Annotated in this window: 13 protein-coding genes; 9 read left to right on the top strand and 4 right to left on the bottom strand. The window is 73.5% G+C overall.

From position 1 onward, the window contains the following. Positions 1-5: 5 nt before the first annotated feature. Positions 6-1,184, bottom strand: a complete 1,179-nt coding sequence (locus ACIP8Z_RS01680) for a YncE family protein (protein ID WP_402077386.1) — start codon at positions 1,182-1,184, stop codon at positions 6-8. A gap of 212 nt (positions 1,185-1,396) precedes the next feature. Here ACIP8Z_RS01680 and ACIP8Z_RS01675 point away from each other — a divergent pair, with 212 nt between their 5' ends. Continuing rightward, positions 1,397-1,828, top strand: coding sequence for a protein phosphatase (locus ACIP8Z_RS01675; RefSeq protein ID WP_402077383.1), 432 nt, complete (start codon positions 1,397-1,399; stop codon positions 1,826-1,828). Positions 1,829-1,987: 159 nt separating this feature from the next. Here ACIP8Z_RS01675 and ACIP8Z_RS01670 read toward each other — a convergent pair whose 3' ends face one another. Continuing rightward, a complete protein-coding gene (locus ACIP8Z_RS01670; RefSeq protein ID WP_402077381.1) occupies positions 1,988-3,487 on the bottom strand; it encodes an MFS transporter in 1,500 nt (499 codons plus the stop codon). 159 nt (positions 3,488-3,646) lie between these two features. On the opposite strand from ACIP8Z_RS01670, the gene ACIP8Z_RS01665 reads away from it, so the two are divergent. Then, positions 3,647-4,123, top strand: a complete 477-nt coding sequence (locus ACIP8Z_RS01665) for a MarR family winged helix-turn-helix transcriptional regulator (RefSeq protein ID WP_402078864.1) — start codon at positions 3,647-3,649, stop codon at positions 4,121-4,123. Between the two features lie 192 nt (positions 4,124-4,315). On the opposite strand, the gene ACIP8Z_RS01660 is transcribed toward ACIP8Z_RS01665, so the two are convergent. After that, positions 4,316-4,912, bottom strand: coding sequence for a dienelactone hydrolase family protein (locus tag ACIP8Z_RS01660; RefSeq protein ID WP_402077378.1), 597 nt, complete (start codon positions 4,910-4,912; stop codon positions 4,316-4,318). 312 nt (positions 4,913-5,224) lie between these two features. After that, positions 5,225-5,575, bottom strand: a complete 351-nt coding sequence (locus ACIP8Z_RS01655; protein WP_402077376.1) for a hypothetical protein — start codon at positions 5,573-5,575, stop codon at positions 5,225-5,227. A 192-nt stretch (positions 5,576-5,767) separates the two neighbouring features. On the opposite strand from ACIP8Z_RS01655, the gene ACIP8Z_RS01650 reads away from it, so the two are divergent. The 7 genes from ACIP8Z_RS01650 to ACIP8Z_RS01620 all read left to right on the top strand — a co-directional run bounded on the left by ACIP8Z_RS01650 (position 5,768) and on the right by ACIP8Z_RS01620 (position 13,049). Further along, the gene (locus tag ACIP8Z_RS01650; protein ID WP_402077373.1) at positions 5,768-6,976 is read left to right on the top strand and encodes an RNA ligase; all 1,209 of its coding nucleotides are present in this window, start codon (positions 5,768-5,770) and stop codon (positions 6,974-6,976) included. Positions 6,977-6,978: 2 nt separating this feature from the next. Next, on the top strand, positions 6,979-7,896 hold the full coding sequence (locus ACIP8Z_RS01645) for an AAA family ATPase (protein WP_402077370.1): 918 nt from the start codon (positions 6,979-6,981) through the stop codon (positions 7,894-7,896). 64 nt (positions 7,897-7,960) lie between these two features. Then, a complete protein-coding gene (locus tag ACIP8Z_RS01640; RefSeq protein WP_402077368.1) occupies positions 7,961-8,677 on the top strand; it encodes a ribonuclease H in 717 nt (238 codons plus the stop codon). 296 nt (positions 8,678-8,973) lie between these two features. Beyond that, the gene (locus ACIP8Z_RS01635; RefSeq protein ID WP_209493217.1) at positions 8,974-9,657 is read left to right on the top strand and encodes a GNAT family N-acetyltransferase; all 684 of its coding nucleotides are present in this window, start codon (positions 8,974-8,976) and stop codon (positions 9,655-9,657) included. A 269-nt stretch (positions 9,658-9,926) separates the two neighbouring features. Continuing rightward, entirely contained in the window at positions 9,927-10,727 is an 801-nt protein-coding gene (gene dapB, locus ACIP8Z_RS01630) for a 4-hydroxy-tetrahydrodipicolinate reductase (protein WP_402077364.1), read from the top strand. A 163-nt stretch (positions 10,728-10,890) separates the two neighbouring features. Continuing rightward, on the top strand, positions 10,891-12,123 hold the full coding sequence (locus tag ACIP8Z_RS01625; protein WP_402077362.1) for an enoyl-CoA hydratase/isomerase family protein: 1,233 nt from the start codon (positions 10,891-10,893) through the stop codon (positions 12,121-12,123). Beyond that, entirely contained in the window at positions 12,120-13,049 is a 930-nt protein-coding gene (locus ACIP8Z_RS01620) for a glutaminase (RefSeq protein ID WP_402077359.1), read from the top strand. Before ACIP8Z_RS01625 ends, ACIP8Z_RS01620 begins: the two co-directional genes overlap by 4 nt. Positions 13,050-13,142 lie beyond the last annotated feature (93 nt).

Raw genomic sequence — 13,142 nt, 5'->3', positions numbered from 1 at the left:
CGGGGTCACAGGACCACGACCCCCAGCGGACGCGAACCCGCCTCAAGACGGTGGACGTCACCCGTGCCGAGGTCGACGATGCTCAGGCCGTCCCAGTACCCGTCGCGGGTGAACCCGCCGGTCACATAGGCGGTGCGCCCGTCCTCGGAGACCGCCACGTCCTCGTGCGGCCCCTCCAGGGGGTAGACCCGCTCGGTGCCGCCGGGGGCCCGGACCGTCAGGGAGGGCCCCTCGTCCTCGTCGGGGTGGATCGGTCCCGTGCCCACCGTGAGGAGCGTGCCGTCGGCGGTCACCGCAGTGCCGTGCTGGTGGGTGTTCGCGGTCATCCGCTCGATGGTCGTCCGGCCGGTCCGCGGGTCGACGACGGCGAGCCGCTCGCCCTCGAAGGGCAGCAGCAGCTTGCCGTCCGAAGGGCGTACGGCCGTGTAGTGCGGCTTCAGCCAGGAACCGATCCCGCCCTCCGTGCCGTACGGGGCGACCTCGATCCGGCGCGGCTCCAGCCTCCCCGTCCCGACGACCGTGACGTCGAAGGAGTCGTGGTTCGTCGCGTACACCTCGGCGCCGTCACGCGAGACATCCACGTCGAACGGGCGCCGGCCGACCGGCACCGTGTCCGTGACCCGCAGGGCCGTCGTGTCGATCACCTCCAGGGTGCCGTTCCCGCCGGGCACATTGACCCCCACGTACACCCGGCGCCCGTCCGGCGCGAGGGCGATACCCATGCCGCCGCCCCGGTACTCGCCCGTGGTCACGGGACCCGCGTCCGTCTCGTACGGGACGATCGCGAGCCGCTGCCGGGTCTTCGTGTCCACGACCGCGACGCCCTCGGCGGTCGCCACCCAGGCCCGCCCGTCCTCGCCGAGGGCCAGACCGTAGGGGGCGGTGCCGACCTCGACCGAGCCGGTGGCACCCCGCGCGGGGTCGACGAAGGTCACCGTGTCGGAGCCGAAGTCGGCGACCAGGAGCGTGCCCGGCGCGGGCTCGCCGCTCGGGGCGGGTGTCAGGGTGACGGAAGAGCCGGCGGTGGGCGGCGCGCCGGTGGGGGACGCTCCGGCCGGAGCCGTCGATCCCGCCGCGGAGGCGGCCCCTCCGGACCCCTGCGCGCACCCGGCGAGCAGGACCACGGCCACGGCTCCGGGCAGGAGGACCCGGGCGGTACGGGACGCACGGCGGTACTTCGTCATGACGGACTCCTCGGTACGGCGGACACGGGCGGCCCCGCCCGAGGACGGGCCGCACCCTGCACCGATCCTCCGCCCGCGCACGGCCGTGTACGGTCCGACAGCCGGCCCCGGCCCGACGGCGGGACGGACGACACCGGGGTCGACCGATCGGCTGACCCCGAAGTGATCCCATGCTGCCCCCCCCGAGCCCCGTCCGCCCTTACCGTGACGGGATGACCGAACCCTGGCAGGAGTCGGCCCCCGGCGTCCTGAGACTTCCCTCCGGACGGCTGGTGCGCGGCCGCGCCCTGCGCCGCCCGATCCCCGGCGGGCCCCCGCCGACCTACGCCGTCCACCTGCTCGGCAAGCGGCCGCCCGAGGTCGCGTGGGAGTCGGTGTGGCTCCGCTGGCCGGACTTCCGCCTCCCCACGGACCGGGACACGGCCCGGGCCGTCCTCACCGACGCCTGGGAACGCGCCGCGGACGAACGGGTCGAGATCGCCTGCGGAGGCGGGCGGGGCCGCACCGGCACCGCCCTGGCCTGCCTCGCCGTCCTCGACGGGATCCCGGCCGACGAGGCCGTCGACCACGTCCGCCGCCACTACGACCGCCGAGCCGTCGAGACCCCCTGGCAGCACCGCTACGTCCGCCGCTTCAGCGCTTGACCGGGTGCGAGGAGTTGCGGCACAGGAAGTGCCGCTGAGATCGATCACGGTCCGGCCGGCGTCGAGATGACGGGCGGCCGGCCGCCGTGCCTGCCCGTGCGGGCCGCCGCGTCAGCAGGCGGCCGGGGCCGCTTGTCGCGCACGCTCCCCGGTCGGGGCTCACACGGTGAGGTGCTGCTTGCCGGAGCCGTCGGCAGCCGTTCCGACGGAGACGCCGTGCTGCTCGTCTTCGGGGCGACCCTTCTTGGGCAGCAGGAAGGTGATCGCGAGGAAGGCCACCAGCAGGCACGCCTGGACGAGCAGCGCGCGGTGGAAGCCGCCGGTGAAGTCGCCGGCCTTCGCCTGGGTGAAGAACACCGACCCGAAGACCGCGACGCCGATGGAACCGCCGACCGCCTGGACCGCCGACAGGACCCCGGAGGCGGATCCGATCTCGTCGTCGTCGACCGCGGCGAGGATGAAGCCGAACAGGGCGGCGATCACCATGCCGGCGCCGATGCCCGCCACCGCCACGCCGGGAGCGATGTCCCAGATCGAGAACGAGGCGGCGTCGAGGCCGTCGAGCTCGAACCACAGCACGGCCGCGCCGACCAGCTGGACCAGCGGTCCGATCTGCAGCACCTTGCGGCCGATCTTGTCCGCGAGGAACGCGCCGCTGACCGCGCCGCCGATCGCGGTTCCCACCGCGAGGGGCAGGTTGCCCAGTCCCGCCTCACCGGCGGTGAAGTGCCGGCCGATCTGGAGGAACAGGGTCAGCACGAGCTGGGTGCCGACGAGACCGCCGAAGAACAGGGCGATGCCGCCGAGGCCGACGGTGAAGGCCGGCTTGCGCAGCAGGCCCGGGGTCACCAGCGGCTCGCGGCCCGCGGCGGCCGTGCGGCGCTGCTGGAGGGCGAAGAGGGCGAACCCGATGGCCGAGGCTGCCATGGACAGCCACGTCCACAGCGGCCAGCCGTTCTCCTGCCCCTGGTTGAGCGGCAGCACCAGCAGAGCGCAGGACGCCACGACCAGGGCGGCGCCGGTCATGTCGACCCGGATCGTGCGGTCGCCCGCCTTCCTGGGCACGAACTTCACGGCGACGATCAGTGCCACGATGCCGATGGGCAGGTTGATCAGGAACACCGAGCGCCAGCCCAGGCCGAAGAAGTCGCCCTCGATGAGGAAGCCGCCCAACACCGGGCCGATGATGCCGCCCAGGCCGAGGACGGGGCCGAAGACGGCGAAGACCTTGGTGAGCTCGGGGCCGGAGAAGTTCTCCCGCAGCAGGCCCAGGCCCTGGGGCAGCAGCATCGCCCCGGCGGTGCCCTGCAGCAGACGGAAGGCGATCAGCGACTCGATGTTCGGCGCGATCGCGCACAGCAGCGAGGTCGCGGTGAACGCCGCGAGTCCGATCAGGAACATCCGGCGCCGGCCGTAGCGGTCGCCGAGCCGGCCGCCGAGCACCAGACCGGCGCCCAGGGTGAGGGCGTAGCCGCCGATCACCCACTGCAGCCCGACCGAGCCTGCACCGAGGGATCTCTCCAGGTCCGGTCCGGCGACGTTGACGATCGAGGCGTCCAGGAGATCCATGATCTCCGCGACGATCATCACCGCCAGGATCAGCCACCGCCACCGGTAGGGCTCGGTCGTCTCCACGGGGGTGGGGGACGGGACACGCATTCCAGATACCTCCATGGTGAAGTAATTCCATCATGAAGGTAAAATGGTGGCAGTAGGTTGTCAAAGCGGGATGAACGTGCGGACCGCGTGACAGGAGAGAAGGGCGCAGGCGTGGAGGAAGCAGTGCGTGACGGTGTCGCGGAGCAGCGCGAGCGGCTGATGGAGTCGCTGAGGATCTACGGCGGCCACTACGCCGAGCTCAGTCGGCGCTTCGCCGCCTGGCTGGGACTGCACTCCACGGACGCGACCGCGGTCCTGGAGATCGCCGCCGCCGAGGAGCGCGGCACCCCCCTGTCACCGGCGCGGCTGAGCGAGCGGATCTCCCTGTCCACGGGCGCCACCACCGCGCTGCTGAACCGCCTCGAAGCGGCGGGACACATCACGCGGGCCCGCGAGCACACCGACCGGCGCATCGTCACACTGCGCAGCGGAGCACACATCCAGGAGAGGGCGGACGAGTTCTTCGGCCCGCTCGCCCACCGCCTCGACGCCGCGATGTCGCCCTACCCGCCCCAGTTCCTGGAACGGGTCGAAGCGTTCATGGCCGACCTGAACACCACCGTGGACAGCCACCTCACGGAACAGGACGCGGTGACACCGCGTTCCCTTCGCAGCCCGGCCGAAGGAAATTCCTGACCGGCTTGCTGCCCGCCGCCCGGTCAGCTCTCCTTCTGCCCACGCCCCTGCGCTGGGCGCCTGGGCGTGGGCGCCTTCGCCCGGGCTGACAGCGCGATCAGGTCCCGGTCGTCGTCATGGAGGAAGAAGAACCTCTCCGGCTCCGGGCGCGTGGGCACCCGGCAGAACGTCCCGTACGCCTCGGCCTGCTCGTCAGTCAGAAACTCCACCGGCACGAGCAGCGTCGAGGAAGCAGACCGTCCGCTCCACGCACATCGCGGCAGCCTCCGGCACGAAGGACGGCGCCCCGCGCTCGGCGAACAGGTGCGAGCTCCCCGGGTACAGGAAAAGCCTCCGGTCCGCCACGTCCGCCACCAGCGCGCGGGCGGCCGCCAGATCGCCCTCGTCGACGAAGAAGGGGTCGGCGTCCATCCCGTGCACCTGCGCGGGGACGCCCTCCGGCCAGGCCGCGCCGAACTCCGACACCGGCACGCAGGCGCTGAACAGCAGGGCGCCGAGCGCCCCGGACCGGGTCTGCGCCAGCTTCTGGGCGGGCAGCACACCGAGCGAGAACCCGGCGTAGACGAGGGCCTCGGGCAGCTCCGACGCCACCCGCTCGCCGCGCGCCACGAGGGTGCCGAAGCCGATCTCCCGGGCGTACCCGACGCCGGCCTCGAGGTCGGTGAAGGTCCGGCCCTCGTACAGGTCGGGCGTGTGGACCGTGTGCCCCGCCCGCCGGAGCTCCTCGGCGAACGCGACCACCCCCTCGGTCAACCCGAGCGAGTGGTGGAAGAGCAGAACCTCGGCCATGTCGTCATCCCCAGTCGTCCGTACGTGGCCCGCCGCCACTGCGGCACGGGCCGATCGGCAGCAGCATGGCCTACGGCTCTGACAACGCCCGGAAACGGGCGGACGAGCCGGGGCGCAGCGCGGGATCGGGAGGGACGAGGGCGGGGGGACGATCGGGAACGGGGTCGACGGGCCGGGGCGCCGATCGGGAACGGGGTCGACGGGCCGGGGCGCCGAGCGGGACCGTGGCCGACGGGCCGGGGCGCCGAGCGGGACCGTGGCCGACGGGCCGGGGCCGGCCGGAAGCGTGACGGACGGCCCCGGAACGGACGGCTAGCGCATCGGCCGGTGCGGCAGGACGGCGCCCGCCTGACCCACGACACCCGAGGGCCCGCCGACACCCATCGGGCCACCCGCGCCCATCGGGCCACCCGCGCCGGAGTGCTGGACAGCGCCCTGGTGCGCGAGGGCGACGACGCCCTGGTGCGCCCCCTGGTGCGCGACCGCTCCCGCGTGCGCGACGACGCCCTGCTGAGGACCCTGGACCCCCTGCGGCGGCACCTGGATGACCCGGCTCAGGTCCCGCAGAACCTCCTCGGCGACCTGGCGGACGTCACCCGGAACATCCCCCCGCTCCCGTATGAGCTCGGCGTAGATCGGTGCCGTGCCGTCCGCGTGGTTCATGGGGCTCGCTTCCTTCGTCTGCGCCGGTGACGTCACCGACGGGGAGACGGCGAGTCTACGGGGCACCACCGACACGCCCCGGAGCGAGCCCCCGCACCCCACCCCCACCACGCCCCCGCCGAGCCGGATATTCGCTGTCCTCCAGGCCTCCGACCACAGAGAATGGATCATCGAACACCCGGGAGGGACCCCATGAGCCAGGCGACCCTGACTCTGCACGACCTGATGCCGTCCGACGAGCTCACCGCCGCACTCACGGACGGGCACGTCACGCGCAAGAGGCACCCTCGGCTGCCGCTGTCGATCTACACGTACACGCGCGCGTGCCAGTACGCCCAGCACTGGAACGAGGCGACCACCCGCTGCCGCGGACTCGTCGCCGACGACGCCACCGGACGGATCGTCGCGCTCCCCCTCCCCAAGTTCTTCAACGTCTCCGAGCACGCCTCCGGCCGCCCCTACGCGCCGCCGCTGCCCGACGAGCCGTTCGAGGTGTACGACAAGGTCGACGGCAGCCTCGGTGTGGTCTTCCACTACGACGGCCGCTGGCACGTCGCCTCCAAGGGCTCCTTCACCAGCGTCCAGGCCACCTGGGCGCAGCGCCGGCTCGACGCGGCCGACACGGCGGGCCTGACGCCCGGCGTCACGTACCTCGCCGAGATCCTCTACCCGGGCAACCGCATCGTCGTGAACTACGGCGAGCGCCGCGACCTCGTCCTGCTCGCCGCCTTCGGCCGGGACGGCACCGAGATCCCGCTCGCCGAGGCCGCCGCCGGCTGGCGGCCCGTCGGCTCCGTCGTCCGCACCTGGCCCGCCATGGGCCTCGCGGAGCTCGTCGCCCTGACCGAGTCCAACACCCTCCCCGGCGGCCATCGGGCCACCGGCACCGACGCCGAGGGCTTCGTCCTGCGCTTCGCCTCCGGCCTGCGCGCCAAGGCCAAGCTCGCCGAGTACGTACGCCTCCACAAGGTGCTCACCGGTGTCACCGAGCGCGACATCTGGCGCGGCCACGGCATCCAGCGCTTCGCCGGTCTCCCGGCCGGCGAACTCGCCAAGGGCCTCGGCTGCTCCGTGACCGAGGTCGAGGCCGACGGCGGCAAGCCGCTGGACGCCCTCCTGGAGCAGGTGCCGGACGAGTTCGACGCCTGGGTACGCGAGGTGATCGGCGGCCTCGAAGCCGCGGCGGCCGAGCGCGAGCGGGCCGTCGACGAGGCGTACGCGCGCCTGGCCCACCTCGCCGACGACCGGGGCGCCTTCGCCCGCGCCGCGGCCGGGGAGTCCGACCGCGGCCTGCGCGCCGCCCTGTTCCTGCGCCTCGACGGGCGCCCCACCGACCTCCTCCTCTGGCGCCAGCTGCGCCCCGAGGCCACCGACCCCTTCGCCCACGACCAGGAGAACTGACCGTGCCAGTCGTCCATGTCATGACCGGCCTGCCGGCCTCCGGGAAGACGACGGCCGCCCGAGCCCTCCAGGCGGCCGCCGAGGGACGCGTGCGGCGCGTCAACCTCGACGACCTCCGCTCCATGCTCGACGTCCCCTCGCCGGACCGCGGCCGCTCCCACAAGCACGAGCAGACCGTGCTCGGCATCCAGGACTCCGCCGTCCGCGCCGCCGTCGACGACGGCTTCGACGTCGTCGTCGACAACACCCATCTGACCCCGCACATCCCGAAGCGGCTGAAGGCCGCCGTGGGAGGCCTCGCCACCTTCGCCGTCCACGACTTCACCGACGTCCCCGTCGACGAGTGCGTGCGCCGCGACGCCGCCCGCGAGCGACCCGTCGGCGAGGAGATCATCCGCATCCTCGCCGAGAAGCACGCCAAGGCCACCCGGGGCGGCTGGCGGCTCACCGCGGACTGGCTCAACGACCGGCCCACCGTCGGAGAGCCCTACGTCCCCGACCCGAGCCTCCCCACCGCCGTCATGTGCGACATCGACGGCACCCTCGCCCTGCGCGTCGACCGGGGCCCGTACGACTTCAGGCACTGCGACCGCGACCTGCTCAACGTCTCGGTGCGGGACGCCCTGCGCGCCTTCCGGCACACCGAGCAGGACCGGATCGTGCTGCTGTCCGGCCGCAGCGAGGACCACCGCGCGCTCACCGAGTCCTGGCTCGCCCACCACGAGGTGCCGTACGACGAACTGTGGATGCGGGCGTCCGGCGACGGCCGCGGCGACGACCTGGTGAAGGCCGAGCTCTTCGACGCCCAGGTACGCCACAGATACAACGTCCGCGTCTCGCTCGACGACCGTGACCGCGTCGTCGCCCTCTGGCGCCGGATGGGCCTGCCCACCTGGCAGGTCAACTACGGCGACTTCTGACCCACGACGGCCGGCGCCGCGGGGGTGGGACCGCCCACCCCCGCCGCCGTGTCAGGATCGTGGGATGGTGGAAAAGATCATCGCGGCGTGCGACGGCGCGTCCAAGGGAAACCCCGGCCCCGCGGCCTGGGCATGGGTCATCGGCCGCGCCGACGGAGCGATCGACCGCTGGGAGGCCGGCCCGCTCGGCCGCGCGACCAACAACGTGGCCGAACTCACGGCCCTGGAACGGCTGCTCGAAACCCTCGACCCGGGGGTGCCGGTCGAGGTCCGGATGGACTCCCAGTACGCCATGAAGGCCGTCACGACCTGGCTCCCCGGCTGGCGTCGCAAGGGCTGGAAGACGTCCTCCGGCAGCCCCGTGGCCAACAAGGACCTGGTCGTCCGGATCGACGCGCTGCTCACCGGCCGGGACGTCGACTTCGTCTACGTGCCCGCGCACCAGGTCGACGGCGACCCCCTCAACGACGCGGCCGACCGCGCGGCCAGCCACACCGCCCGTACGCAGGAGCCCACCGGCTCCGCCGCCGGAGCCCCGCTGCCGCCCCCCGAAGCCCCGACACGCGCCTCCGCGCCCCGCGCGCGCTCCTCAGCGCCGTCGGGCTCCGCGGGCGCCTCGTCGGCCGGTTCCTCCGGCGGTTCCGCCGCCCGCCGCAGTCGCCCGTCCGGCGGCACGCTGAAGGCGAGATTCTCGGGCCGCTGCCGCTGCGGCAAGGCCTACGACAAGGGCGAGACCATCGCGAAGAACCCCGACGGCTGGGGCCATCCCACCTGCGTCTGAGCCCCTCAGGGCCCTCAGGCCGTCCGACTGGCGGGCGGCTCCGTCCGTTGCTTGAGACCGGTCCACCCGGGCGCGCGCCAGCCTTCACCCAGGCGTGTACCCGGGTTCGCCGGGGGTTCTGTTCTCCGAGCGCTTGTGGCTGCATACTGTCCTCCTCGCCACCGGTGACGAACCGTTTTACCTGCTTATTTGTCGCTCTCTTGACGTGGTCGGCACCGGCGAGAACCTCCCCCTAGCTGCCGCCGCGGTGACCCCTCGGCGGAAGCTTTCCCTGCCCGTGAAAGACCCGAGGTTCCGTGCCAGTACCTGTTCTCCTGACCGGGCGCTCCGTGCGCCTGGAGCCGCTGGCGATGCGGCACGCCGAAGCCCTCGCCCGGGCCGGCGGGGCGGACCGATCGGCCTACGCCTTCACCCCCGTACCCGACGGCTTCGAATCGGCCCTCGACTACATCGCGCGTGCCCTGACCGATCAGGCGGCAGGAAGATCCCTGCCCTTCGCCCTGGTCAGTACGGCCGACGAGCGAGTCATCGGCTCGACCCGGTTCCTCGAACTCGACTACTGGCGGGGGCCGCTGGTCTGGCCGCCCGTCCCCGGCATGCCCCACGGAGATCCGCTGACCTCCGTGCCGGACGCCGCCGAGATCGGCAACACCTGGATCGCGGGCGACGCCCGGGGTACCGGCATCAACACCGAGGCCAAGTACCTCATGCTCCGGCATGCCTTCGAAGCCTGGGGCGTGCGCCGCATCACGATGCGCGCGGACGCCCGCAACACCCGCTCCAGAATCGCGATCGAGCGCCTCGGAGCGAGCTGCGAAGGAGTCCGTCGCGCCCACTCCCGCGGCCTCGACGGAGCCGTACGTGACACGGCCTTCTACTCGATCCTCGACGAGGAATGGCCGACCGTCCGCGACATCATCGAACTCCGCCTGTCCACACCCCGCCAGGTGCGCGTTCCGCAGGATCTGCTCCCGGCCTGAACCCCTTCCGGCACCGCTCCGGCGGGCGCTCGCGCCCCCGCCGGAGCGGTGGTTCCATGGAAGGGACGGGAAGGACTCGACATATGAGGACGCGGGGTAGCGGCCGTCACAGGACCGCGCACCGTGCAATCAGGATCCGCGAGAAGCGGATGAGTCCTTCCCGCCCCCCCCGTGATCGTGTCCTCCTGCCCTCGGGCCGCACCCTCCGCCCGCCGCGGGCCCTCCCGTCCTCCCGCTCCCGGCGCCGCCCCGCGCCTACAGTGACCGGCATGATCAACGTCTGCTTCGCCGGAGTCACCGGCTGGACCGCGCCGCCTCTCGTCGCCGCCCTCGACGCGGCCGACGACCTCACCCTCACCGCCGGCGTCTCCCGCTCGGCGGCCGGCCGGACCCTCGCGGACGCCGCCGGATCCCGATCCGACGGCACGGTCCACGCGACGGTCGCCGAAGCCCTCGCCGCGGCCCCCGTCGACCTCCTCATCGACTACACCAGCGCCGCCGCCGTCAAGGAGAACGTCCTCACCGCGATCCGGGCCGGAGTGCACGTCGTCGTCGGCTCCAGCGGCCTCACCGCCGATGACTACACGGAACTCGACGCCCTCGCCCGCACCCACGGCGTCGGTGTCATCGCCGCGGGCAACTTCTCGATCATGGCCGCCCTCCTGCGCCGCTCCGCCGCCCTCGCCGCCGAGCACCTCGACCACTGGGAAATCATCGACTACGCGAGCGCCACCAAGCCCGACGTACCCAGCGGCACCGCCCGGGAGCTCGCCGAGACGCTCGGCGCCGTCCGTACCCCCGCCCCCGCCGTCCCGCTCCAGGACCTCCACGGACCCGTCGAGGCACGCGGTGCCGACATCGCCGGCACCCGCGTCCACTCCGTCCGGCTGCCCAGCTACTCCGTCACCACCGAGGTCGTCTTCGGCGGCCCCGGCGAGCGACTCGTCCTGCGCCACGACCCGGGCACCGACCCCGACCCGTACGTCGCGGGAACCCTCCTCGCGGCCCGCCACGCGCACGACATCCCGGGCGTCCGCCGGGGCATCGACTCCCTCCTCTTCGGCGACTGATCCGGGACCGATCCGGGGACCGGGGCGACCGGGGTGACCGGGACGGCCGTGGCGACCGGGACGACCGCCGGTGGCCGTCCCCGGATCCACCTGGGCCGTGTCCCGGCCCGCCCGGTACGGTGATCGCGACAGTGCCCCGAGCCACCGAAGGGACCGAGCGATCGTGCCGACCGGAACCGCCGACGTACTCCTCCGGACGGAGGGCCGGGCCGGCTTCCTCACCCTGAACCGCCCCCGCGCCATCAACGCGCTCACCCACGGCATGGTCCTCGCCCTCGACGCCGCCCTCACCGACTTTGAGCACGACCCGGCCGTCGCGACCGTCGTCATCGAGGGCGCGGGCGAGCGCGGCCTCTGCGCCGGCGGCGACATCCGCGCCATCCACGACGACGCACGCGCCGACGGCTCCGCCTCCGCGGCCTTCTGGCGCGACGAGTACCGGCTCAACGCCCGTATCGCCCGCTACCCGAAGCCGTACGTCGCCCTCATGGACGGCATCGTCATGGGCGGCGGCGTCGGCGTCTCCGCACACGGCTCCGTCCGCGTCGTCACCGAGCGCTCCCGGGTCGCCATGCCGGAGACCGGCATCGGATTCGTCCCCGACGTCGGCGGCACGTACCTCCTCGGGCGCGCCCCCGGCGAGCTCGGCACCCACCTCGCCCTCACCGGCGGCCACATCGGCGCCGCCGACGCGATCCTCACCGGCCTCGCCGACCACGTCGTCCCCTCCGCCGAACTGCCCGCCCTGGTCCGGGACCTGACTCGGCTCCCGGCCGAGGAGGCCGTCGCCCGGCACACCGCCACGCCCCCGCCCGGCGTCCTCGCCGAGCAGCGGGAGTGGATCGACGCCTGCTACCGGGCCGAGACCGTCGAGGCCGTCGTGGAGCGCCTCTTCGAGACCGGCGTGCCCGCCGCCAAGGAGGCGGCCGCCACCCTGCTCGCGAAGTCCCCGACCGCGCTCAAGGCGACCCTGGCCACCCTGCGCCGCGCGCGGGCGCTCGCGACCCTGGAAGAGGTCCTGGACCTGGAGTTCCGCGTCTCCTGCGCCGCTCTGACCACCCCCGACCTCGTCGAGGGCATCCGTGCCCAGGTCGTCGACAAGGACCGGAACCCCCGCTGGAGCCCGGCCACCCTCCCCGAGGTCACGGACGAGGCCGTCGCCCGCTGCTTCGCCGTACCGGCCGGCGGCGACCTCGGCCTCGCCGCCGCCCGGCAGGACGAGGCGAACCGGCGGACCACCGGGCACGACGAGTCGGCTCCGCAGACCACCGGACAGGCCGCCGGCGACGGGCCCGCCCCGCGGCTGACCGAGGACCGGTCCGCCCCGCGGCCCACCGAGGACCCGTCCGCCCCGCGGCACACCGCCGAGGACCGGGACCCACGGGACCGCACGTGACCACGAACGCCACCACCTCCTTCCAGCCCGTCCTCGACCGCATCGCCGAGGAGATCGCCGAGCTCACCGACCGGGGCACCCCGGCCGACTACATCCCCGCGCTCGCCGCGGGCGACCCCGCCGACTTCGGCATGGCCGTGGCGGAACTCGACGGCACCGTCTACGGGGTGGGGGACTGGCGGCGGCCCTTCTCCACCCAGTCCGTCACCAAGGTCTTCACCCTCGCCCTCGCCCTCGCCGGAGAGGGCGACACGCTCTGGGCCCACGTCGGCAGGGAACCCTCCGGCGACCCGTTCAACTCCCTGGTCCAGCTGGAGTACGAGAACGGCATCCCGCGCAACCCGTTCATCAACGCCGGCGCCCTCGTCGTCACCGACCGCCTGCACCGGCTGACCGGAGACGCCTCGGGCAGCCTGCTCGCCTTCCTGCGCGCCGAGAGCGGCAACCCTGACCTGGCCTTCGACCCCGGCGTGGCCGCGTCGGAGGCCGCCCACGGCGACCGCAACGCGGCCCTCGCCCACTTCATGGCCTCCTACGGCAACATCACGGGACCGGTGCCCGACCTGCTCCGCGAGTACTTCCGCCAGTGCTCCCTCGAAGCGTCCTGCGCCGACCTGGCCCTGGCCACCGGCTTCCTGGCCCGCCACGGCCTGCGCGCCGACGGCTCACGGCTGCTGACCCGCAGCCAGGCCAAGCAGGTCAACGCCGTCATGCTCACCTGCGGCACGTACGACGCGGCCGGCGACTTCGCCTACCGGGTGGGTCTGCCGGGCAAGAGCGGCGTCGGCGGAGCGGTCGTCGCCGTCGTGCCGGGCCGCTGCACCCTCTGCGTATGGAGCCCTGGTCTCGACGACCGGGGCAACTCGGTGGCCGGCGTGACCGCCCTCGACCGCTTCACGACCATCACGGGCCTGTCGGTCTTCTGACCTCCCGGACGGCGTGCCTCCGCCCCTGCGGTCGACGGGGGCGCGGCATGCCGTCCTTCGGGGTGGGCATGCTGCCGGGGTGGCCGACCGCAC

It is taken from the genome of Streptomyces sp. NPDC088553, from assembly GCF_044752965.1.
Taxonomy (GTDB): Bacteria; Actinomycetota; Actinomycetes; order Streptomycetales; family Streptomycetaceae; genus Streptomyces.
Note: the sequence above shows the minus strand (reverse complement) of the source record. Positions and strands in the feature narration are given on the sequence as shown.

What these genes read in the sequence shown, in the direction of transcription:
- ACIP8Z_RS01680 (WP_402077386.1), bottom strand. Translation starts at nt 1,184, where the DNA reads ATGACGAAGTACCGCCGTGCGTCCCGTACCGCCCGGGTCCTCCTGCCC.
- ACIP8Z_RS01675 (WP_402077383.1), top strand. Translation starts at nt 1,397, where the DNA reads ATGACCGAACCCTGGCAGGAGTCGGCCCCCGGCGTCCTGAGACTTCCC.
- ACIP8Z_RS01670 (WP_402077381.1), bottom strand. Translation starts at nt 3,487, where the DNA reads ATGCGTGTCCCGTCCCCCACCCCCGTGGAGACGACCGAGCCCTACCGG.
- ACIP8Z_RS01665 (WP_402078864.1), top strand. Translation starts at nt 3,647, where the DNA reads ATGGAGTCGCTGAGGATCTACGGCGGCCACTACGCCGAGCTCAGTCGG.
- ACIP8Z_RS01660 (WP_402077378.1), bottom strand. Translation starts at nt 4,912, where the DNA reads ATGGCCGAGGTTCTGCTCTTCCACCACTCGCTCGGGTTGACCGAGGGG.
- ACIP8Z_RS01655 (WP_402077376.1), bottom strand. Translation starts at nt 5,575, where the DNA reads ATGAACCACGCGGACGGCACGGCACCGATCTACGCCGAGCTCATACGG.
- ACIP8Z_RS01650 (WP_402077373.1), top strand. Translation starts at nt 5,768, where the DNA reads ATGAGCCAGGCGACCCTGACTCTGCACGACCTGATGCCGTCCGACGAG.
- ACIP8Z_RS01640 (WP_402077368.1), top strand. Translation starts at nt 7,961, where the DNA reads ATGGTGGAAAAGATCATCGCGGCGTGCGACGGCGCGTCCAAGGGAAAC.
- dapB (WP_402077364.1), top strand. Translation starts at nt 9,927, where the DNA reads ATGATCAACGTCTGCTTCGCCGGAGTCACCGGCTGGACCGCGCCGCCT.